Below are 21,679 nucleotides of genomic sequence, written 5' to 3'. Positions count from 1 at the left end.
CGTCGCAGGTTCTCTTGAACCGATGGCGTTCACCTGCTCCACTCAAGGCATTCGGGGAACGCATCGCATCACGTGATCCGGATCGCCAAACCGCCGAGGTCCAGATCCGCGTAGCACTCATGAACCGTTTCAATGCACGCGGCACTGCCGAGATCGAACGCGTGGCATGAACACTGCGGGGAAAGGGGAGCGTCCGGCCAATCCACGACTTCTGAAACGATGCCCTGACGACCGCAAGAAACTTCGCCTGATTCGCAAGCGCATTGGGCTCACGCAGGCCGCGATGGCCGCGCGTTTGAACGTCAGTCAGAGCGCATACGAAAAGTACGAGCGCGGTGAACGCGGAGTGCCGTCCGCCCTGTTGGACAAGGTGGGCTTATTACCCCAAGACCGGGCCGCATTCAGGTTGGCGGAAGCCGCTCGGGTAGCTGCCGACGCCGGGAAAAAGAATTTCGAGCGCTGGATTCAAGCCTGCTGGATGCTGTTCCTCGCAAGTTCCCTATGGCCTGTTCTGCGGATCGCGGACTTGCAGCTGAACGGAAACGTGCTTCGCCTTGGACCAAACGACGAAGCTCTGGGGATCGCATTTTTGCTATTTATCGGCCTCACGATACTGCTGGCCAATGAAACCTGGCGGCGCGCCTGTCACGGCCTCCCTTTGAGGAATCGGCGACTGGAGGCCTGAAGCCGGGCGCAGATAGTCAGAAGTCCACGCTCGGGCGCGGACGAACCTGTCGACCAATGGCCAGTCACTGCCCTCGACCGGGCTTTGCCCGGCTCACGCAGCCGTCTGACGACTTTTCTATCCTTAGGGCCGCCCAACATCCCTGCCGATGCCGGTCAATTGGCAAGCGCCGCCAAGGCGGCGTGATGGGAGGCCCCATGTCCTCGGCTGCGCCTGCGGGCCGCGCCAAGGCCACCATCACCATTGACAGTCATCATCAGGGCCGTGGGTCGGGCTTCGCACTCCGCCCACTCTGTTCCGTCCGAATACACGCGTATTCGGTCAGATCAGATCGGCCCCAAATTCTTCTGCGGCGCTGCCCGAGAGGCGGTAGAGGCGAAAACCCGAGCCGTCAGAATGAAAGCCCAGAACGCCCGCAACCTGATCGCGGCGGAACAAGAGGCCAGACATGCCGAACCGCGCCACGAGGCAATTTCGCGACGCAAAAGGCATTTCTGCTTGAAGTTTACAGGAGGTAAGTGGCGGACCCAGAGCGATTCGAACGCCCGACCCCCAGATTCGTAGTCTGGTGCTCTATCCAGCTGAGCTATGGGTCCGTCTTGAAGCGGGTATTTAGAGAGACCCGCGCACCAGCGCAAGAGCGAAAATGCAAATTCAATCAAATTGCTGCAGTTCGGTGTTCACAGCCAGCTTTGGCAGGTGGATCATGAACTCGGTTCCCTCGGAATCGCTGTGCAAAAGCTCAAGTTTTCCGCCGTGACCGCGCACCAGCTCGGCAGAAATCGCAAGGCCCAGCCCGGTGCCGCCCTTGCGCACACCACCCTGAAAGGCCGCAAACAGATGCTCGCGGGCGCGGGGCGGCAGGCCGGGGCCCGTATCGCCGACGCGCAGCCACCATTCAGAATCACTCTCACCGGCTGAAATCTCGATCGTGCCGGGTTGCCCTGTCGCCTCAATCGCCTGACGCGCATTGCGCACCAGATTCGAGATCACCCGGTAAAGCTGCTCGCGGTCGGCCCTTAGCACCAGATTGGCCGCGATATCGGTCAGCGAGGTGACCAAGCCCGGCACCGCGCCCTCGCCGGGCGCCCCGCCGTCCGGGGCCTGCGCCGGTGTCTCGCCTTCCAGCCCCTCGCCTTCCAGCACCTCAGATACCAGCTGCGCCAGCGGGAATCGCGTCAGCATCGGCGGCGCCTCTTCGGCCTTGCCGAAAGCCAGGGTCGCCTCGCACAGGCTGACCGCGCGGCTGATAGAGCCCACCAGCTTTGGCGCCGAGCGGGCGACCACCGGATCGGCGCTGCCCTCGATTCGGTCCGCGAACAGCTGCGCCGTCGTCAGGATATTGCGCAGATCATGGCTGATCTTCGCCACCGCGCCGCCCAGCTGCGCCAGGCGCTCGCGCTGCTTCAGCGCGCCCGTCAGCTGGCGCTGCATGGTGGCCAGCATTTCTTCGGCCTCGCGCAGCTCTTCAACCCGGGCCGAGGGCTCGATCACTGTGCGCGCATCCTCGGGCGCATCGGCATAGGCCTTCATATGCAAAACCACCCGGCGGATCGGCTGCACGATCAGACGCTGCGCGGCCAGGAACAAAAGCACCGCCATGACCGCCGAAATCAGCGCCGAGAACATCAAAAGCCGCCAGGCGTAAAGCAGCATTGCTTTGCGCAGCGGCTCTTGCGGCATGGTGATCTCGATCAGCTGCCCGCCCTCCTGGACCGGATTGCCGATCACCCGCACCACCCGGTCATGGCTGTCAAACAGCGCAGACAGCGCATCGCGGATCAGCTGCCAGGGGCCCGCAAGGCGCAGGTCGTAATCGGCATGAACCGGCTCTGGCACCGGCGAGGACAGGACCAGCTGGCGGATGTCATCGCGGCGCAGAACCACGTTATAGACGCCCGCATTTGCCAGCAGTTCTGCCTCAAGCTCGGGCGTGACGCCGCTGTCAGATGCCAGCTGCGTCAGCGCGGCGATCTGCGCCTGGCGCAGCCGCTCCAGCAGGAAATCGGCCCGATAGCGCGCCAGCGAGGGCACGAAGATCAGCACATCGGCCAAAAGCACGAAAACAATCGTCAGCATAAGGAACCGACCGGACAATGTCCGCAGGAACCGCCTGCCAACCCGCCGCTCTGCCACCCCGCCCGTCCTTCCCGCGGCACCAGCCGCCCCCCGAAAACCTGCCCGCCGACGCCGGGCCCGCCTTGCACACGCAGCCCGATCAGGCGAATATCTAGCAAATCCAGAGCCGATTGCACAGTATGGGAAGCCTCAGCCCTGCGCAAATTCCCCGCATTTCGGCAGGGTTTCGCCCCAGGATGCGTTGACTTACCCGCGCACTGGGCCTATAGGCCGGGCTTCAGGATAGAAGTCTGCGAATCCGGTTCTGTCTGGTTGCCTGTTTCAGTGAATGGGCCGCCCCCGGGTAAATGGGTTCACGACGATCCGATCGGAATTAGGCCGCAAGGCCTGGATACGGCCGCAAGGCCTGGAAACAGGCCACGAGGCCACAGAAACGCAGAAGGAATGCCGCAATGAAGCGCACCTATCAACCCTCGAAGCTGGTTCGCGCCCGTCGCCACGGCTTCCGTGCCCGTATGGCCACCAAAGGCGGCCGTCTTGTTCTGGCTGCACGCCGCAGCAAGGGCCGTAAGGTTCTTTCGGCCTGATTTGTCTTTCGCCCAGGGCCAGCAGGCCGGGCGGGACAGGCACCGATAAAACAGATACTGGCACCGCCGGAGGCAGAGGGCATAAGGCAATTCGCCGGACGCTCATCGTGCCCCGGCGGTTTCCATTTTGGCACATCTGCCTGCGGTCGGTCGCGGAAATGGCGCGGAAAAATGGCGGCTGAATTGCAGAAATCGAACATTCCGGCGCTGATTGTCATTCCGCAGCGCAAAGACTTTCTGAAGGCTGCATCGGCCAGGCGGCAGGGGACTTCGTCCTTTTTGCTGCAGGGCCGCAATCGCCAGGACCAGGATCCGCAGACACGCATCGGCTTTACCGCCTCGAAGAAGGTCGGCAATGCGGTGCTGCGCAATCGCGCAAAGCGGCGGATGCGTGAGGTGGCGCGGCAGGTTCTGCATCTGATGGGCCAGCCGGGCTGGGATTATGTGCTGGTGGCAAAACCGGGCGCGACGGTCAGCCGTGACTTTGCGGCGATGGTGCTGGATCTGCAAAGCGCCTTTGCCTCGGTTAATCGCGAGCGCGGGCCCCGCCCGCCCGCAGATGTCCACCTGCCCGCTGAGGCCCGCCCGCTCGCAGAGGAAAAACCTGCCCAGGCAAAGCCTGCAGAGCCTGCGCCGTAAGCCCCCCGCCATGAACCCTTTCGCCTTTGTCCTTTCGCTGCCCATCCGCGCCTATCGCCTGGTGCTCAGCCCCTGGGTCGGGCATGGCTGCCGCTTTCAGCCGACCTGCTCGGCCTATGCGATGGAGGCGCTGGAGCGCCATGGCGGCATACGCGGCACGGCAATGACCTGCTGGCGGATCTGCCGCTGCAATCCCTGGGGCGGCCAGGGCTATGATCCGGTGCCGGGCTCTGACCCCGAGCATGATGAAATGTTGAAAAGCGGCAATCCGGCTGCGGATAATCACCTGAAAGGGGGGCCAAAATGACGAATCTTTCTGGTCTTGCAGGGATCGCGCTTGGCGGGGCCGCAGGCACGGTGCTGCGCCATCTGGCCCTGACCGCCCTGCCCTGGCGCCCCTTTGTCACCGTGGCCACAATCAATATCTCTGGCAGTTTTCTGATCGGATTCGCCTGGATCCTGCTGGCCGCAGGCGCCCCTCAGACCGCGATCATCATGACCGGATTTCTGGGCGGCTTTACCACCTTCTCGGCCTTTTCCCTCGACACGCTGAAGCTGATCGAGGCGGGCCAGTTCATCACCGCGCTGGCATATGTGCTGGCATCGGTTATCCTTTCCCTCTTCGCCGTCACCCTCGGCGTCATGTCAGCGAGGCATCTCACATGAGCGGCGTTCAACTTATCCAGGTCACCGAGGACGAGGGCGAGCAGCGCCTTGACCGCTGGCTGAAAAAGCATTTCCCGCAGGTGACGCAAGGCGCAATCGAAAAGATGTGCCGCACCGGGCAGATCCGCATCGAAGGCGGCCGCGCCAAGGCGGCCGACCGCGTGCAGCCCGGCGAGACGATCCGCGTCCCCCCCCTGCCCGCGGCTGAGGCCCCGGTACGGGTGGCGACCAAGGGCGTCTCGGATGCCGACGCAAAGATGATCCAGGCCTGCGTCTTGTGGAAGGATGAGCATATCATCGTGCTGAACAAGCCGCCGGGCCTGCCGTCGCAGGGCGGTTCGGGCCAGGGCGACCGCCATGTTGACGGCCTGACCGAGGCGCTGAAATTCGGCTATAAAGACCGCCCGAAACTGGTGCACCGGCTGGACAAGGATACCTCTGGCATCCTGCTTCTGGCCCGCACCGACCGGATCGCGCGGGCCCTGTCTGAGGCTTTGCGCCACCGTCTGACCCGCAAGATCTATTGGGCGGTGGTGGCGGGCGTGCCTCATCCCAAACAGGGCTCGGTCAAGTTTCACCTGATGAAGGCCCCGGGGCGCGGGCGCGGCGGCGAGGGCGAAAAGATGATCGCCATCCACCCAGCCCAGGCCAAAGACTACCCCGATGCAAAACGCAGCCAAACCGATTTCTTCACGCTCTGGTTCCTTGGCACCCGCCTCAGCTGGATGGCGCTGGAGCCGGTAACAGGCCGCACCCATCAGCTGCGCGCCCATATGGCGGAAATCGGCCATCCCATTCTGGGCGATGGGAAATATGGCGGCTCGGATATGGAAAACATGGGCGACGGCTGGGGCGCTGGCATCGGCGGCGATCTGTCGAAGAAGCTGCATCTGCATGCCCGTTCGATCGGGTTCGAGCATCCGATCACCAGGAAAGAGATGACCTTCCAGGCGCCGCTGCCCGACCATATGAAACGCACCTGGAAGGCGCTGGACTGGAAGGAAGATGACGTGCCCGCCGATCCGTTCAAAACCTTCGGGGCGCGTTAAGATGGCAGACTGGGCCCCGAAACGCTTTTGGAAAGAGACCCGCGTTGTCGCTGAAAGCACGGGCTTTGCCATCCATCTTGACGGACGCGTTCTGCGCACACCGCAAAAGGCGGTGCTGGTTCTGCCGACCGAGGCGCTGGCGCAGCTGGTCGCCGCGGAATGGGAGGCCCAGCAGGACCGCATCGACCCCGAGACCATGCCCGCCACCCGCAGCGCCAATTCCGCCATCGACAAGCTGGTCGCCCAGAAAGAGGCGGTGACAGACATGCTGGCCGCCTATGGCGAGACCGACCTGCTGTGCTACCGGGCCGAGCGCCCGCTGGCGCTGGTCTCTGCCCAGGCCGAGGCCTGGAACCCGGTTCTGGCCTGGGCCGAAACGGCGCTTGGGGTGACTTTGCAGGTGACATCGGGGGTGATCCCGGTCGCGCAGCCGCCCGAAAGCCTTGCGCGGTTGCGCGCTGAAATCGCCGCGCTGGATGTGTTCCGGCTGGCGGGTTTCCACGACCTGGTTGCCATCTCTGGCTCGCTTCTGCTGGCGCTGGCCCTGACCGCAGGCCGGATCGATGTGGATCAGGCCTGGGCGGCCTCGCGCCTTGATGAGGACTGGCAGGCCTCGCAATGGGGCGTCGATGAAGAGGCCGCCGCTGCCGAGGCTGTCCGGCAGGCCGCCTTTGTTCAGGCATACCGATTCTTTGAATTGTGTGGGTAACAATCCGGGCCATTTTCCCGCGATGGCCCAATATGGCAGCATTTTTCCGCCACAACGCACGGAAAAAGAGCGATTTTCCCGGATTTGCCCCAGAGCTATTGACCCAAACACGACCTTGCACTGAAAATATGCTCATCGGGCAAGCAAAGACCCGAAGAACAGCCCGCACCAAGCGAGGCGACACATCCGCAGGCCCGGACCGGGTTTGCGGCAGCTCAGGAAGAGGTAATTATGAAAAAATCAGCGATCATCGGCGCGCTTGCGGCCAGCACCCTGCTTGTCGGCGCGGCCCATGCGGCCACGCTCGATGATGTGAAGGCCCGTGGCGAGCTGAACTGCGGCGTCAACGTCGGCCTGACCGGGTTCGGCATGGCCGATGCGAACGGCACCTGGGTCGGCTTTGACGTCGATCTGTGCCGCGCCGTTGCCGCCGCCGTTCTTGGCGACCCGACCAAGGTGAAATTCGTCCCCACCACCGGCGAGACCCGCTTCACCGCGCTGGCCTCGGGCGAGGTTGACCTGCTGGTGCGCAACTCGACCGCCACCTTCACCCGCGATGTCGACCTGAAATTCGATTTCGTCGGCATCAACTATTACGACGGCCAGGGCTTTATGGTCAAAAAAGAGCTGGGCGTTTCCTCGGCGAAAGAGCTGGATGGCGCCACCGTCTGCATCCAGACCGGCACCACCACCGAGCTGAACCTGGCGGACTTCTTCAAGGCCAATAACCTGTCTTACACCCCCGTCACCGTGCAGGACGATTCAGAGGCACAGCGCCAGTATCTGGCCGGGGCCTGCGACGCCTATACCACCGATGCCTCGGGTCTGGCAGCGGGCCGCGCGACCATGGCAGATGCGGAAAACCACATCATCCTGCCGGAAATCATCTCGAAAGAGCCGCTTGGGCCGGCCGTGCGCCATGGCGACAACGTCTGGGGCGATATCGTGCGCTGGACCTATAACGCCCTGCTGATCGCCGAGGAAAAAGGCGTCACCAAAGCCAATATCGAAGAGGTTGCCGGTTCCTCGACCGATCCCGAAGTGCGCCGCCTGCTGGGCCTTGAGGGCGAGATGGGCGCGATGTTCGGTCTCGACAATGACTTCGCCAAGCGCGCGATTGCCGCGAATGGCAATTATGGCGAGATCTTCGAGGCCAATCTGGGCACCGGCACCCCGATCGGTCTGGCCCGCGGGCTGAATGCGCTGTGGACCCAGGGCGGTCTGCAATACGCATGGCCGATGCGCTGATCTGACAAAGGGGCGTGCCGAAAGGCGCGCCCTGACCTTTTGTTTCTCAGGTAATACTCAAACAATCCAGAACCCCGGGCTGCCGCGCATGCGGTGGCACCATAACCGGCACAAAGCCGGACGGGTTCGGGCTCAGGGGGAATTCATGGCCTTTGCCACCAGTCGGGCGGAGGCGTCGAAAGGCGGCTTTCGCCTTTCGATGCTTATTTATGACACCCGTTTCCGTGCCATCACGCTGCAGGTCGTCGCGCTTATCCTGTTTCTTTTGTTCATCGGCTGGCTGACGGACAATGTGATCCGCAACCTTGACGCCAAGGGCAAGGACATCAATTTCGGCTTCCTCTGGGTCAGGGCCGGATATGATATCGAGCAGACCCTCATCCCCTATACCAATGATGACAACCACGGGCGGGCGGTCATCATCGGCCTTTTGAACACGCTGGTTGTGGCGTTTTTCGGCTGCATCCTGGCCACGGTGGTCGGCGTGATCGTCGGCGTGCTGCGGCTGTCGAACAACTGGCTGATCTCGCGGCTGATGACGATCTATGTCGAGATCTTCCGCAATGTGCCGCTGCTTTTGTGGATCCTGCTGGTCTTTGTGGTGATATCCGAGACCATGCCGGCGCCCGCCGATTTCAAGATCACCCCCGCCATTCTGGAAAGCCGCGCCGCCCTTGCCGGGCTTGAGGCCCAGGCGGGCGGCAATGGTCTATGGATGCGGATTGCGACGCTGAAGCTGGGATCGCTGCCCTTCATCCTGTGGCTTTTGGCCTTTATCGGCATCACTGTCGCCGCCTGGCAATTCGCAAGCGCCCGCTTTCAGGGCGCAAAGGCTGCGCTGATCGCGGCGATTCCGGCGCTGATCTGGGTCATCATGGCGCTGACCGTGTTCAGCCCCTCGCTGTCAGGCGGCCCTGCGGCGGATGCGCAGCTGGCGGAGATTGGCGCAACAGAGCCTGCGGCCTCTAAATTCTTCTTTGATTCCATTGCGGTCACCAACCGGGGCACCAATATCCCGGCCCCCCTGCTGGATCGCCCGCTGGGCGGCACTGAATTTGCAGGCGTTCCGGTGAACTTCTCGGTTCTGGCGGTGATTGCGGTGCTGATCGTCTCGCTGCTGGCCAATCGCGCCGTCGTGAAACGGGCGAAAAGCATCCAGGAAAGCACCGGAAACCGCCCGACGACCTGGTATATCTCGCTGGTGATCCTGTTCCTGCCGCTGATCCTGCTGCTGCTGGCGCTTGGCCTGCATTGGGAGGTGCCGGGCTTCCCGGTCAATGATCAGGGCGTCAGCACCGGGTTCAACCTGCGCGGCGGCATCCAGGTTATGCATTCCTTTACCGCGCTTCTGATCGCGCTGGCGCTTTATACCTCGGCCTTTATCGCCGAGATCGTGCGGGCGGGCATCCAGGCCATCCCGCGCGGCCAGTCCGAGGCGGCAGCAGCCCTTGGCCTGCGCCCGGGCCGCACGATGCGGCTGGTGGTTCTGCCCCAGGCGCTGCGGGTGATCATCCCGCCGCTGATCAGCCAGTATCTGAACCTGACCAAGAACACCTCGCTGGGGATTGCGGTCTCTTATCTGGATCTGCGCGGCACCCTTGGGGGCATCACGCTGAACCAGACCGGGCGCGAGCTTGAGGCTATGCTTTTGATGATGCTGATCTATCTGACCATCAGCCTGATCATCTCTATGGGCATGAACGCCTTCAACGCGGCCGTAAAGCTGAAGGAGCGCTGAGATGAGCGGGACAAAAACCGGGGCATCAGGCCCGAACAATACCGCGCTCTGGCTGCGCGAAGAGATGCTGAGCCCCCTGCCCCCGCCTTCGCGTGAGGCCGGGGTCACCAAATGGCTGCGCCAGAACCTGCTGTCGTCGCCCGTCAACACGCTTTTGACCTTTGCCGGCGTGGTGATCGCGCTGTGGATGGTCTGGACGGCCTTCCCCTGGTGGTGGCACTCGGTCTGGAACGCCAATTCACTGGCCGAGTGCCGGGCGATTGTGGCGGCGGCGGGCGGCGAAAGCGGCGCCTGCTGGGCAGTCATCAAGGCCCGCTGGCATCAGTTCATCTTCGGCTTCTACCCGCCCGCAGAATACTGGCGGCCGGTGCTGACGGGGGGGCTTTTGTTCGCGGCCCTCGCGCCGATCCTTTACTGGAATGACCGCAAAGGCGCCCATATGGTCGCGCTTTCGGGGATTGCCACGCTCCTGTCGCTGTTTGCAATCTCGGCTGGCGGGGCGGCACTGACGGCAAGCCTGGTGATCTTTGCCGTGATCTGGGCCCTTGCGATCTGGCGCCCGAAAGCGCTGATCTGGGTGACCGGGCTTTTCCCCTTCGTCGCGGTCTGGCTGATCTGGGGCGGCAGTTTCTGGACCCCGGTCAGCCAGCTGCTTGCGGTGGCCGTCGGGGCGCTGATCGCCTGGATCTACCTGAAAAACACCAACAGGCTGCTGAATGACGCCTTCGCCCTGGTGATCGCCCTGGCGGCAGCCTGGGTGGCGGCAGTGGTGATCGGCTATAGCGACGCGATCTCGACCGATTTCTTCGGGAAGATGCGCGACGTCACTTTCTGGCAGGGCTATCTCTCCGGCAGCGACAATATCCTGGCGCGGCTTTTCGGGATGCTGGCCTCGCTGGTGGCAATGGTGGTGATCGCCGGGATCTGGCTTTTGCTGGCGGTGATGTATCTGGCCAGCAATCTGCTGAACCTTAACATCGCTGACCTGGGTGCGCTGTTTGGCAAGGCAGATATGCCCGCATGGAGCAGCCTTCTCAGCCTCGGGGCCGCTTTGGCTTTCGCGCTGGTCTTTGTCGCGGCCCGCAACCGCGCGACGCTTGTGGGTATCCTGGCCGGGATCCTGGGCGGTGCGGCGGCGCTTGGCTATCTGGGCCCGATCCTGGTCTCTGCTCTGCATGCGGCGCTGCCGCTGACCATTGTCACCGTTGGCTCGAATATGATCGGGGGCTTCTTGCTGGCGCTGATCATCGGGGTGACGGCGATTGCGGCCTCACTGCCTTTGGGGATCATGCTGGCGCTTGGCCGCAGGTCGGATATGTGGCTGATGAAGGTGCTTTCGGTTGGCTTTATCGAGTTCATCCGGGGCGTGCCGCTGATCACCCTTTTGTTCACCGCATCTTTGCTGCTGCAGTACTTCCTGCCGCCGCAGACCAATTTCGACCTGATCCTGCGGGTGATCATCCTGGCTGCGCTGTTCTCGGCCGCCTATCTGGCTGAGGTGATCCGCGGCGGCCTGGCCGCCCTGCCCCGCGGGCAATATGAGGCCGGTGACAGCCTTGGCCTGACCTATTGGCAGGCGCAGCGGCTGATCATCATGCCGCAAGCGCTGAAGATCTCGATCCCCGGCATCGTCTCGACCTTCATCGGGCTCTTCAAGGATACAACGCTGGTTTCCTTCGTGGGCCTGCTGGATCCGCTGCGCGGTGTCACCAATACCGTTCGCGCCGACATCAACTGGAAAGGGATCTATTGGGAGCCCTATATCTTCGTCGGCGCGATATTTTTCATTATCTGCTTTGGCATGTCGCGCTACTCTATGTACCTTGAGCGCAAGCTGAAGACCGATCACCGCTAAGGATCAATCATGAGCCAGACACAGAAAATCATGGAAGTCTCGGGTGATACCGCCATCGAGATCCGCAAGATGAACAAGTGGTACGGCCAGTTCCACGTGCTGCGCGACATCGACCTGACGGTCATGCGCGGCGAGAGGATCGTGATCTGCGGGCCCTCGGGGTCAGGCAAATCAACGATGATCCGCTGCATCAACCGGCTGGAGGAACATCAGTCGGGCGATATCATCGTCGATGGAACAGAGCTGACCAATGACCTGAAGAACATCGACAAGGTGCGCTCAGAGGTCGGGATGGTGTTCCAGCATTTCAACCTTTTCCCGCATCTGACGATCCTGGAAAACTGCACCCTGGCGCCGATCTGGGTTCGCAAGATCCCGAAAAAGCAGGCCGAGGAAACGGCGATGCATTTCCTGACCAAGGTCAAGATCCCCGACCAGGCCCATAAATATCCGGGCCAGCTGTCGGGCGGCCAGCAGCAGCGCGTCGCCATTGCGCGGTCTTTGTGCATGCGCCCGCGCATCATGCTGTTTGACGAGCCGACCTCGGCGCTGGACCCCGAGATGATCAAAGAGGTGCTGGATACGATGATCGAGCTGGCGGAAGAGGGCATGACCATGCTCTGCGTCACCCATGAGATGGGCTTTGCCCAGGCGGTGGCAAACCGCGTTGTGTTCATGGACCAGGGCCAGATCGTCGAGCAAAACGCGCCGAAAGAGTTCTTCTCGAACCCCCAGTCCGAGCGCACCAAACTGTTCCTCAGCCAGATCCTCGGCCATTGAGGCAAAGCGGATCGGGCCAGTTCAGACCCGATCAGACAAGTGAAACAGCGCAAAGACCCGCCCGTCCAGGCGGGTCTTTGTCATTTACCGGCCCCGTTTGCGCCCGTGATTATGCCCCCCGTCAGCGACATGGGCGGGCAAAGACCGGGGCGGGCAAAGACCGGGGCGGGCAAAACTTCGCCACCTGCGACATTTTTCACAGAATTTTGGCTTACAATCAGAGGGCTTAGGGTTCAGTCTGGGTCATATAACGAAAGTAGGAGCTTTCATGTCCCGTCGTCTTTCAGTTGCGCTGTGTGTTGCGGCACCTGTGCTGTTTGCCCTGCCGGCCTTCGCAGCATTGCCGCCCTATTATGACCGTGTCGAGCAGATCCAGACCATCATCTCCAGCGAGGCCCTGGCCGAACACCTGGGCGGCCGCCCGATCGAATCGCTGGATTATGAGCGTCATGACGCCAATGGCGCGATCAAATGGGAAGTGGATACCGATGGCTGCGACGTTGATGTCTGGCTGGATCCGCAGCCCCTGCCCGAAGGCATGGTTGGCAAAGTGACCTATCAGCTGCGCACCCCCATCGAGGCCTGCGACTGATCTGCCCTCAGGTGATCCGGTGAATATGCCCCGCCATCTCGGATACGAGATGGCGGGGTATCTTTTGGCAAAGGCCTGTGACAGCCGGCCTCAGTTCCCCAGTTTCGCGTGGACCTCGGCCAGATCGACCTCGCCTTTGGGCATTTTGTTGCCCGGGTTGTCGAAGTCATAGCGGAACAGCTGGAAATCGCGCTTATAGATTTCCCACATCAGATGCATCGAAAGGTCGTCGAAATAATCCTCGACCGGGTGCAGACGCTTCGGGCCATGCCCCTCAGATTCGTTGAAGCGCGGGATCTCTTTCAGATTGACCGGATGCGCGACCTCGATCCGGTCCAGCACCGATTGCATCCCCTCATTGAATTTCTCGGTGAAGAAGATGTTGTCGTAGCGCCCGCCATTGACGATGAAGGTCGAGATATGCCCCGCCATCGCCGACCAGTGGATGTCAGGCTCCATCGGTTTTTTCCAGCGGATGGTATCGCGGGCGAAAAGCAGAAAGCGGCGGAAGGATTTGATCTGGTCAAACTCCTGCTTGCCGTCATCGCCGCCGACCTCAATCCCGTATTTCTGGATCAAAAGCGGCACCAGATTGCCGCGATAACGCCGCCCATTGCGCTGAATGCCGCAGATCTTGTCGAAAAACGACGAGAGAATGCGGGTATAGGGGTTGCGCACGCAGGTGAAGGCATAGCTGGAATGCGCCTTCACATTGGCCTCGATCTTCGGCTGGCTGCCTTCCAGCGCCCATTTGTGCATGCCACTGGTCGCGTCATGGATGTCGCCATCGAAAAACCGGCCATGGTCAGAGTAGAACATGATCTGACCGATGGTCGAACAGGCGCATTTCGGCACAACGCGGTAAACCACGCTTTCGCTTTCGGTCATCCAGGTGCCGGGAAAACCCATTCACAATCTCCTTATACGGATACACCATGCCCGGTGATAAGCCGTCATGGGCTGCCATTTCAGCTGACCGCCGGGACAGGCCCCACCCGAACCACCAACCAGTAATATCTTGCGAGGAAAAGCAAATAAATCCGGCCTTTTCAAGGAAGCATGAAGCCCTTTATCAGATAGTCTGCTACCAAATCCCTGGCGCAAGCCGAAGCAGTCGCATCAGCGGTAAGAGAGTAAACCGGACCCCATGGCGAAAATTGCCTATATTCTGCTCTGTCACAAGGACCCCGAAGGGATCATCGCCCAGGCCGAGCGCCTGACGGCCGCAGGCGATTGCCTCTCGATCCATTTCGACGCCAGATCTTCAGCGCAGGATTACGCAACGATCCGCCAGCGGCTGGCAGACAACCCCTCGGTGGTCTTTGCAAAAAAGCGGATCCGCTGCGGCTGGGGCGAATGGAGCCTTGTGGCCGCCACCTTGCTTGCGCTGCGAGAAGCGGTGGCAGCCTTCCCCAGGGCCACGCATTTCTACATGCTGTCGGGTGACTGCATGCCGGTCAAATCGGCCGAATACGCGCATGAGTTCCTTGGCCGTGAAGATGTCGATTACATTGAAAGCTTTGACTTTTTTCTCTCTGACTGGATCAAGACCGGCATTCGTGAAGAACGGCTGATCTATCGCCACTGGTTCAACGAGCGCACCAATAAGACCTGGTTCTACCGCTCGATGGAGTGGCAGAAAAAGCTGGGCCTTGCGCGGCGGATCCCGTCGGATCTGGCCATGCGCATCGGCAGCCAGTGGTGGTGCCTGCGCCGCCGCACCGTCGAGGCCTTGCTGGATTTCATCCGCAGCCGCCGCGATGTGCTGCGGTTTTTCCGCACCACCTGGATCCCGGATGAAACATTTTTCCAGACGCTGGTGCACCATCTGGTGCCCGAAAATGAAATCCGCACCAGGCCGCTGACGTTCCTGCTGTTCACCGATTACGGCATGCCCGTGGTTTTCTACAATGACCACTTCGATCTGCTGATCAGCCAGGACTATCTGTTCGCCCGCAAGATCAGCCCGGCAGCCACCGATCTGAGAACCAGGCTGGGCGACCTTTATGCGCAAAAGGGCCAGCATTTTCACATCTCGGATGAGGGGCGCCGCCTTTACCGCTTTATAGCCGAGCGCGGCCGCGTCGGGCGCCGCTATGCGCCGCGCTTTTGGGAGGCCGAGGCCAGCCTGGGCCGCGAGCGCACGCTGATGATGGTGACATGCAAGAAATGGCATGTGGCCAAGCGCCTGGTCGAGCGTGTGCGCAATGTCAGCAATATTCAGGCGGTTGACTACCTCTTTAACGAAGGCAGCACCCCCCTGCCCGATCTGGGCGGCATTCAGTCTACTCTGGAAAAGCGGACAAGGCACCGCCGGGCGCTGGTGCGAATGCTTTACGACTACTGGCAGACCGACCGGCTGATTTTTTGCATCGACCCGGCCTCGGTGGATCTGATGCAGGATTTCTACAATGACAAAGCGCGGGTCAGGCTACTGGAAATAGAGTGTAATTTCAGCGATGATTACCTGATCGGCCATGCAAGACGCGTGGGTCTGGCAGGCCATGACACACCGCGAGAGACACTGAACAGATTGCTGCCAACCATTCGCTATGATGTGAAATTTGAAAGCGACCGGATCCGCGAATGTGACTTTCCGAACGTCTATCGGATACGTCAGGGCGCTCCGCCCCATGAGAATGCGACCGCGATCAGCAGCTTTTTCGGAATCCCTTTATCCGAGGCCGAGGAAATCGTCTCGACCTCATATCTGTTTGTCGACTGACCCTGAAAGCGGCCCTGCGGCCACCAAGACAGAGATGATCACATGAGCTGGACCTACGACCCCCAAAACATCTTCGCCCGTATCCTGCGCGGCGAGATCCCCAATAAAACCGTGGCCGAAACCGAACACACTCTGGTTTTCCACGATATTGCCCCGCATGCACCCGTGCATGTTCTGGCAATTCCGAAAGGGCCTTATGTCAATCTCGATCATTTCGCCGCTGAGGCAAGCGATGCCGAGATCATCGACTTCCATCGAACTGTTGCCAGGGTGATTGCAGAACTCGGCCTCTCTGGGCCTGAAGGCTATCGCGCCATCACCAATGCAGGAACCTCAGGGATGCAGGAAGTGCCGCATTACCACCTGCATATCCTGGGTGGACGCGTTCTTGGCCGCCTGGTCGAGAAAGCCTGACAGGAAGAGCCAGCATTGCCACAGACGCCCAGCCCGGAATTTTGAAAATTCCGGGCCGGTTTCTTTGAAGAAACCGGCATCGCGCCGCCCTGCCGTCAGGACAGGGTGATTGCCCGCTCGGCCTCGGCCAGAACTCCGTTCTGATCGCTCCAGATCATTTTCAGAACTCCGCTTTCCCGCGCTTTGAACGTAAACTCGATATAGGGGTTCTGAGAGATTGCCGTTTCTGGAAACCAATCGAGGATAACGTCATCGCCAAGCGTCGCGCTGAACCGTTCCAGCGTGTCGCGCGGGATTGCATTTCCGGCTGCATCGAGGCGCAGACCGCTTTCCATGATATGCACCACCTGCGCACGCACGCGCACAATCTCGCCCGCTGCCGGGGTTTCACTGCTCAGCCAGATCCGGGGGGGATTCGCCATTTCTCTGCCCTCTCACAAACCACAGCCGCCAGCGGCGACGGTGATCTGGCCGCTGGCATCAAGCACCCGGCCATCATTCATCCGCGCCAGCGCCCGCACATGCATCGTCTCGATCAGCCGCAGTCGCACGGCGACATCTGCCGCGCCGCTTGCCTGAGAAAAGCTGAAACGACAGGCCAGCGGCATGGGGTTCAGCTCTGCCAGGATGATAAGCTCTTCGCACCAGTTCTGATCGGTGATCTCTTCGCTTACCCAGACCCGAACCGGCACGGCCGAGGGATTGTCACCAAGCGCGGGCAAGTCAAGCGACAGCCCTTCGCGCAAGGGCGTGGCACCGGCAATGAACTCTGCCGCGATACGATCAGATTCGGCACTGTCCTTGCGCGCTGCAGCCGTCGTTTCCTGGGCCTGTGCCGCATCGGGCAAAAGCGGCGCGGCCACCAGCGCAGCACCTGCCACCATGACCTGACGGCGGTTCATATCAACGCAGGAAATCATTGAACATTCCATCAATCCAGACAAAGTCTTCTGCCATCAGATCAGGCGTGCGCACATCAACGTCAATCTGCGTCTGATGCACCAGCCCGTCCTGGCCAACCGCATAGGTGAATTCAACCGAGATCGCCTCTTGCGGATCGCCATTCACCAGCATGTAGCAAAGGTTGTCGGGCAGCTCTGCCACCACATCTTCGCCGCGCACCCGCTGGCCGATATTTCCGGCCACGATTCGGCCGATGTAATTCGCCACATGGCCCGACTTCGGGTAATGGCCGAAATGCGGGCTGATCGCGCCCATGCTATCGCCGATGATAAAGACATTCTCATCGCTGCGAGCGGTGAAATAGTGCGGATCCATATCGGCCCAGCCGGTGGGCTTTCCATCCTCGCCCTTGCCGATCAGATCGGCATACCAGACCATATCCGAGGCCTGATGCGGCGGCATAAATACTGCATCGTCAAAATCGAAATCGCCCGCCTCGGTCATGATCCGCTTGTTATAGGGATCGACCTCTTTCACCTTTGCATTGGGAACATGGGTGATGATGTCGGGATAAAGCTCTTCAAAGGCCGCCCGGTAGCCCTCGCCAATCGGGGCGATTTTCGGTTTCGGATCAAGAATGATGATCTTAGCCGGGATTTTATTGACCTTGAAATACCAGGCCATCACGCAGGCCCGCTCATAGGGGGACGGCGGGCAGCGATGCGGCGGTGGCGGCAGCGTCATCACAATGGTGCCGCCTTTGAAATTGTGGATCTTGTTTTTCAGCGCCAGATGTTCGGCATTCGGGATATAGGCCGAGCCGAAATTCTGCCGGGTATATTCGGCCGCCTTTCGGTCCTCGCCAAACCAGGCCTCATAGGCGTTGCGGATCCCGCCCGCCAGGATCAGGAAATCGTAATCGACCTTGCCCTTTGAGGTGTGGACGGTCTTTGCCGCCCGGTCGATATTCGTCACCTCGCATTGCACCAGGCTATAGCCCCATTTTTGTGCCGGATGCAGCAGGTCCTGGGTCAGAAAGGCGGTATCGACCACATCGATCAGCCATTTGTTCGACATCGGGCAGGACCAGAAAATCGGATTGCGCTCCAGCACGATGATCTCGGCCTCGGGCAGTTCTTCGCGCAGATGGCGGGCCGCAGACAGCCCGCCCCAGCCGCCGCCGCAGATCACGATCCGCGGCCCCTTGCCGCTGCGCGACAGCAAAAGCGTCTCTGAGGTCAGGCCCTCGGGCGCGGCAAGCGCCGCCCCTCCAAGGCCAGTCAGCAAGGCCAGCGAGGGCGCGGCGGTCAGCAGTTTACGGCGGGTGAATGCGGGGCTTTTGATCATTGGCTGGAACTCCTCCCGAGAGTTGTCTGGCGCATCACAACCAGACCAGCCACAATCCCCGTCAGAATACCGGCGCTTGCGACCAGACTGGCCAGCGAAAGTGTCGAGACACCTGTCAAAGCTTGCCCGATAGAACAGCCCATTGCAAGAACGCCGCCAAAGCCCATCAAAATTCCACCAAGACCCGCGACAAGAGAATGACTTCCCGAGCTGAAGGTCTCTAACCGGAAGCTGCGGGTCAAAAGCGCGGTCGCAAATGCCCCCGCCAGCGTGCCGCCAACCACGGCCACGCCAAAGCCCACCGCCCGCCCGCTGGACAGCATCAGCCACAAAAGCCCCTCGCCCACAGGGGCAATAAAGCTAAGCGATGTCAGCACCTTCGGGTCAAACGGGTCATCGGTGGCAAAGGTGATCCACCAGCCTGCCACCACGCAAAGCCCGATCACCAAAGCTGCAATCGCCTCAACCGGGCGCAGGCGCCAGGGCTTTGCGAACCACAACAGCAAAAGCGCAGGCAGCCCGGCCGCCAGGATCAGCGCGGGCAGTGCAGAAAGGCCAAATCCCGTCAGCAAATCGGTCACGCTCAGCGCATCCGGGCTGATCTGCCCCAGCTGCAGCGCCTGCCGCCAGGGGGCCAGCACCCCGGTCAGACTGGCCTGCGCCGCCAGCCCAAGGCACAAAAGCACCAGAAGCGAGCGCAGATTCCCCCCCGCCAGCAGCACAAGCGAGCGCGCGCCGCAGGCATTGGCCAGCACCATGCCCAGCCCGAAAATCGCCCCGCCGATAAACAGCCCACCCGCAGCAAAGCTGCCGCGCAAAGGCAGGCTGCGCGACAGATCGGTCAGCCCGAAAAAGTTCAGCCCCTGAGCACCGACAATCGCCACCGCCAGCGCCAGCGCAAAAGCCCTGAGCGGCGAGAGATCCCCGCCGCCCAGCAAACCCTTCATGCCGCGCAAAAGACAGAAGCCCCTCGCCCGCGCCGCCACGCCAAATACCGCGCCAAGGCCCAGGCCCAGAGTTACCACATCCATCTTTGCCCCATCCGCTGACGTCAGTTGATCAGACTGTACCCCAGGTATCGGCGCTGATCGAGGCATACCAGCCCGCGCCATAAACGGCCTCGGCCTGGCGGAAGGCGGCGTCGGCCTCAATCGGGCTGACCCCGCCCGAGCCTTCACGCTCAGCCAGCTTCTCGCCGTCGAAGTAATAGACCCCGGCGACAGAGATGCCCCATTCCGGCCCGACAAGGCTGTAGCAGGTATTGACGAAACTGGCGGGCGCAGGCTCGGCCCCGGCGAGATCAGCGATGATCGCGGCGGCTGCGACCTTGCCCTGGGCATTGGCGCAAAAGCCCGATTTCGGCATCGGTGCGGCAATGGTGGCATCGCCCACCACATAGATGCCGGGCACCTGGACCGATTCAAAGGTATTGCCTTTGACCGGAACCCAGCCCGTTTCATTGGTGACGCCTGCGCGATCTGCGATCCAGCCAGCCTTTTGCGGCGGCACAACATTCAGCACATCGGCCTTATGCGTCACACCAAATGCGGTTTCCACGCTCAGCGCGCTCGCATCGACTTTGGCCACCTTGCCGTCATTATCGGCGCTGATCCATTCGATCATATCACCGTAAAGCGCCTCCCACCCCTGTTTGAACAGGCCCTGTTTCGAGAAGGTTTCCTTGCTGTCCAGAAGCAGGATTTTCGACTTCGGCTTATTGGTTTTCAGGTAATGCGCCACCATCGAGGCCCGTTCATAGGGCCCGGGCGGGCAGCGGAAGGCCCCATCAGTAATCGACATCACGAAGGTGCCGCCATCCGCCATCGCCTCCAGCTGCGATTTCAGCAGCTGCGTCTGCGGCCCGGCCTTCCAGGCATGGGGGGCCAGCTCGGCGGCGGGTTCATCATAGCCCTCAAGCGCGCCCCAGCGGATGTCGATCCCCGGCGACAGCACGAGACGGTCATACTCCAGCGCCGTCCCATCCGAGAGCGTGACCTTGCGGGCCGCGCCGTCGATCTGTTCGGCGCTGGCATGGATCACCTCGATCCCCGCGCCGCGATGGGCGGCGTAGCTATGGGTGATGCTGTCCCAGCTCCGCAGCCCGCCCAGATAGAGGTTCGAGAAGGGGCAGGTGACGAAGGTCTCTGAGGGCTCGATCAGGGTGATCTTCAGATCCGGGCTATAGCGGCGCAGGTAACGCGCGGCTGTGGCCCCGCCAAAACCGCCCCCCACAACCACCACATGGGCCGAGGCATTTTGCGCCCGCACCAGCCCCGGCAGGCCCAGGCTGACAACCCCTGCCCCGATCCCTGCCCCAATGCCGCCAAGCAACGTTCTGCGGGTGGTTTTCATTGCTCTGCCTCCGCGAAGAACTTCGCCAGTGCGGCGATCTGGGCGTCATCATAGCCCTTCATGTGACGGGTCATGACGGTGGTGCCTGCGGGCGGATTGTCACGAAACGCAGTCAGCGCGGCGATCAGATCGGCCTCTGGCAGCCCGGCGATCGAGGGGATCGCGCCTGGCGACTGCCCCCCGGGCCCGTGGCAGCTGGCACAGGGGCCGGCCAGGATCTGCGCCTCTGATACGGTTGCATCGGCATAGGCGGTGGCCGGCAAAGCAAAGGCAAATGTGGCCAAAAACGCCCTGACGGGAAGGCGCATCGTAAAGGGCGGCATGGTCGGATCCTCTTTCCTGGCCAGCTGGCTTGGTTGGGGTGGTCGGGCCGCTGAACCGCGCCCGTCACCGCCCGATTGTTGGCAAGCATCCGCCCAAGCGCAAGGAAATATCCCTGGCGGTTTCGCGGTGAAGGACGATAAAATTCTTCCATATTAGCTGGAACAGGAGAATATTCCTGCGCAGGGCCTTCCCGAGTGGAACAGTTCCTGCAAGTTGCTGACGAATGGGAACAGGCGTCTGTTTGCACAAACAAGCCCATGACAACTCACATCCGCCCGACCGGCCCAGCCAGCGCCAGATCCAGGCAAGACCCGAAATGCCCGCCAGTCGCCTCCGCCTCATCGCGAGGCTGCGCAGGCTATGTCGCGGGGGAAAATCCTTGACCCCAATCAGGCATCTGCTAGGCAGGTTCCACTCCCGACGGGTGGCTTCGGGGGCCTGTAGCTCAATGGTCAGAGCAGGGCGCTCATAACGCCTTGGTTGGGGGTTCGAGTCCCTCCGGGCCTACCAATCCACTGCCTTTTGCCAACAACTGTTGGCGCAAGTGTCCCGCGATTTTGAGATGCGGGACACTTTGGGCGAAGGTCGGTGAATTTCGATCACTGCCTGATGCCCTACCCCGCGCACCCCGCATCCAGCAACCGGATCAGCCGGGCCCCGCTGACCACCGCCCGATCATCCGCCGAATCGGCCAGGACCGCCGCATGCTCTGCCCGCGCCGCCCGCGTCCCGTCGCAGAGCGCGTCACCGCTGGTGCGGGGGCCGCTCACGCAGCCAGCGGCGGGCATCATCAGGCACAGCGCCAATATCATCCTGAACATCATCCATCCTTCCTCTGGTGTCCTGATAGGCGACAGCGTTGTTGTTTCTCACCCAGAACTGAGCCGTTTAAGGGCATAATTTTCACTGAGAACTGAGCCATGTGAACCTTCCTCCAAAGCGGTGAGCGGCGGGGGCAACGGAGTGATCCACATGGGACTTTTGAAC

General features: G+C 61.5%; 23 protein-coding genes, 2 tRNA genes and 1 pseudogene. 15 read left to right on the top strand and 11 right to left on the bottom strand.

The window, feature by feature from the left end; translation table 11 throughout:
* Positions 1–166: 166 nt before the first annotated feature.
* Entirely contained in the window at positions 167–685 is a 519-nt protein-coding gene (locus HOY34_RS21110) for a helix-turn-helix domain-containing protein (protein WP_172366552.1), read from the top strand.
* Positions 686–1,006: 321 nt separating this feature from the next.
* Here HOY34_RS21110 and HOY34_RS22360 read toward each other — a convergent pair whose 3' ends face one another.
* The 3 genes from HOY34_RS22360 to HOY34_RS21100 all read right to left on the bottom strand — a co-directional run bounded on the left by HOY34_RS22360 (position 1,007) and on the right by HOY34_RS21100 (position 2,764).
* Entirely contained in the window at positions 1,007–1,135 is a 129-nt protein-coding gene (locus tag HOY34_RS22360; RefSeq protein WP_301538929.1) for a hypothetical protein, read from the bottom strand.
* Between the two features lie 69 nt (positions 1,136–1,204).
* Positions 1,205–1,281: transfer RNA gene (locus HOY34_RS21105), tRNA-Arg, on the bottom strand.
* Positions 1,282–1,339: 58 nt separating this feature from the next.
* Complete coding sequence (locus HOY34_RS21100; protein ID WP_172366550.1) at positions 1,340–2,764, bottom strand: sensor histidine kinase; 1,425 nt, start codon at positions 2,762–2,764, stop codon at positions 1,340–1,342.
* 452 nt (positions 2,765–3,216) lie between these two features.
* On the opposite strand from HOY34_RS21100, the gene rpmH reads away from it, so the two are divergent.
* The 11 genes and pseudogenes from rpmH (at position 3,217) to HOY34_RS21045 (ending at position 12,627) form a co-directional block, all read left to right on the top strand.
* On the top strand, positions 3,217–3,351 hold the full coding sequence (rpmH, locus tag HOY34_RS21095) for a 50S ribosomal protein L34 (RefSeq protein ID WP_172366548.1): 135 nt from the start codon (positions 3,217–3,219) through the stop codon (positions 3,349–3,351).
* Between the two features lie 171 nt (positions 3,352–3,522).
* Positions 3,523–3,990: a ribonuclease P protein component gene (rnpA, locus tag HOY34_RS21090; protein WP_172366546.1), complete on the top strand. Its 468-nt coding sequence runs from the start codon at positions 3,523–3,525 to the stop codon at positions 3,988–3,990.
* A 10-nt stretch (positions 3,991–4,000) separates the two neighbouring features.
* Positions 4,001–4,297: a membrane protein insertion efficiency factor YidD gene (gene yidD / locus HOY34_RS21085; protein WP_172366544.1), complete on the top strand. Its 297-nt coding sequence runs from the start codon at positions 4,001–4,003 to the stop codon at positions 4,295–4,297.
* Complete coding sequence (locus HOY34_RS21080; protein ID WP_172366542.1) at positions 4,294–4,656, top strand: fluoride efflux transporter FluC; 363 nt, start codon at positions 4,294–4,296, stop codon at positions 4,654–4,656. Before yidD ends, HOY34_RS21080 begins: the two co-directional genes overlap by 4 nt.
* Positions 4,653–5,705, top strand: coding sequence for an RluA family pseudouridine synthase (locus HOY34_RS21075; protein ID WP_172366540.1), 1,053 nt, complete (start codon positions 4,653–4,655; stop codon positions 5,703–5,705). Before HOY34_RS21080 ends, HOY34_RS21075 begins: the two co-directional genes overlap by 4 nt.
* 1 nt (position 5,706) lies before the next feature.
* Positions 5,707–6,414, top strand: coding sequence for an ATP12 family chaperone protein (locus HOY34_RS21070; protein WP_172366538.1), 708 nt, complete (start codon positions 5,707–5,709; stop codon positions 6,412–6,414).
* 231 nt (positions 6,415–6,645) lie between these two features.
* Complete coding sequence (locus HOY34_RS21065) at positions 6,646–7,662, top strand: amino acid ABC transporter substrate-binding protein (RefSeq protein ID WP_172366536.1); 1,017 nt, start codon at positions 6,646–6,648, stop codon at positions 7,660–7,662.
* 145 nt (positions 7,663–7,807) lie between these two features.
* Complete coding sequence (locus HOY34_RS21060) at positions 7,808–9,400, top strand: amino acid ABC transporter permease (RefSeq protein ID WP_172366534.1); 1,593 nt, start codon at positions 7,808–7,810, stop codon at positions 9,398–9,400.
* A gap of 874 nt (positions 9,401–10,274) precedes the next feature.
* Positions 10,275–11,255, top strand: a pseudogene (locus tag HOY34_RS22570) (amino acid ABC transporter permease); the annotation flags it as partial.
* 9 nt (positions 11,256–11,264) lie between these two features.
* A complete protein-coding gene (locus HOY34_RS21050) occupies positions 11,265–12,035 on the top strand; it encodes an amino acid ABC transporter ATP-binding protein (RefSeq protein WP_301538928.1) in 771 nt (256 codons plus the stop codon).
* 268 nt (positions 12,036–12,303) lie between these two features.
* Positions 12,304–12,627, top strand: coding sequence for a hypothetical protein (locus HOY34_RS21045; protein WP_172366532.1), 324 nt, complete (start codon positions 12,304–12,306; stop codon positions 12,625–12,627).
* A gap of 90 nt (positions 12,628–12,717) precedes the next feature.
* Here the strand turns inward: HOY34_RS21045 and HOY34_RS21040 are convergent, their stop codons facing one another.
* The gene (locus HOY34_RS21040; protein WP_172366530.1) at positions 12,718–13,536 is read right to left on the bottom strand and encodes a sulfotransferase family protein; all 819 of its coding nucleotides are present in this window, start codon (positions 13,534–13,536) and stop codon (positions 12,718–12,720) included.
* 238 nt (positions 13,537–13,774) lie between these two features.
* Between HOY34_RS21040 and HOY34_RS21035 the strand changes: the two genes are divergently transcribed.
* Complete coding sequence (locus tag HOY34_RS21035) at positions 13,775–15,352, top strand: DUF5928 domain-containing protein (protein WP_172366528.1); 1,578 nt, start codon at positions 13,775–13,777, stop codon at positions 15,350–15,352.
* Between the two features lie 42 nt (positions 15,353–15,394).
* Positions 15,395–15,766 (top strand): HIT domain-containing protein, encoded by a 372-nt coding sequence (locus tag HOY34_RS21030; RefSeq protein WP_172366526.1) that lies wholly within the window; start codon positions 15,395–15,397, stop codon positions 15,764–15,766.
* Between the two features lie 95 nt (positions 15,767–15,861).
* Here HOY34_RS21030 and soxZ read toward each other — a convergent pair whose 3' ends face one another.
* From soxZ to HOY34_RS21000, 6 genes are read right to left on the bottom strand one after another with little or no spacing between them, the layout of a single operon-like run.
* The gene (gene soxZ / locus HOY34_RS21025; protein WP_172366524.1) at positions 15,862–16,188 is read right to left on the bottom strand and encodes a thiosulfate oxidation carrier complex protein SoxZ; all 327 of its coding nucleotides are present in this window, start codon (positions 16,186–16,188) and stop codon (positions 15,862–15,864) included.
* A gap of 12 nt (positions 16,189–16,200) precedes the next feature.
* Positions 16,201–16,686, bottom strand: a complete 486-nt coding sequence (locus HOY34_RS21020; protein ID WP_216654872.1) for a thiosulfate oxidation carrier protein SoxY — start codon at positions 16,684–16,686, stop codon at positions 16,201–16,203.
* Positions 16,670–18,016, bottom strand: a complete 1,347-nt coding sequence (locus tag HOY34_RS21015; protein WP_172366522.1) for an FAD-dependent oxidoreductase — start codon at positions 18,014–18,016, stop codon at positions 16,670–16,672. The genes HOY34_RS21020 and HOY34_RS21015 overlap by 17 nt, the downstream gene beginning before the upstream one ends.
* Positions 18,013–19,047 carry a YeeE/YedE family protein gene (locus HOY34_RS21010; RefSeq protein ID WP_172366520.1) on the bottom strand — a complete coding sequence of 345 codons (1,035 nt, stop codon included), beginning with the start codon at positions 19,045–19,047 and terminating at the stop codon, positions 18,013–18,015. The genes HOY34_RS21015 and HOY34_RS21010 overlap by 4 nt, the downstream gene beginning before the upstream one ends.
* A 28-nt stretch (positions 19,048–19,075) precedes the next feature.
* A complete protein-coding gene (locus tag HOY34_RS21005) occupies positions 19,076–20,368 on the bottom strand; it encodes an NAD(P)/FAD-dependent oxidoreductase (protein ID WP_172366518.1) in 1,293 nt (430 codons plus the stop codon).
* Positions 20,365–20,691 carry a c-type cytochrome gene (locus tag HOY34_RS21000; protein ID WP_216654871.1) on the bottom strand — a complete coding sequence of 109 codons (327 nt, stop codon included), beginning with the start codon at positions 20,689–20,691 and terminating at the stop codon, positions 20,365–20,367. The genes HOY34_RS21005 and HOY34_RS21000 overlap by 4 nt, the downstream gene beginning before the upstream one ends.
* A 435-nt stretch (positions 20,692–21,126) precedes the next feature.
* Here HOY34_RS21000 and HOY34_RS20995 point away from each other — a divergent pair.
* Positions 21,127–21,202: transfer RNA gene (locus HOY34_RS20995), tRNA-Ile, on the top strand.
* 104 nt (positions 21,203–21,306) lie between these two features.
* On the opposite strand, the gene HOY34_RS20990 is transcribed toward HOY34_RS20995, so the two are convergent.
* Positions 21,307–21,516 carry a hypothetical protein gene (locus tag HOY34_RS20990; protein WP_172366516.1) on the bottom strand — a complete coding sequence of 70 codons (210 nt, stop codon included), beginning with the start codon at positions 21,514–21,516 and terminating at the stop codon, positions 21,307–21,309.
* Positions 21,517–21,679 lie beyond the last annotated feature (163 nt).

It is taken from the genome of Pseudogemmobacter hezensis, from assembly GCF_013155295.1.
GTDB lineage: Bacteria > Pseudomonadota > Alphaproteobacteria > Rhodobacterales > Rhodobacteraceae > Pseudogemmobacter > Pseudogemmobacter hezensis.
This window is presented reverse-complemented; position numbering and strand designations above follow the sequence as displayed.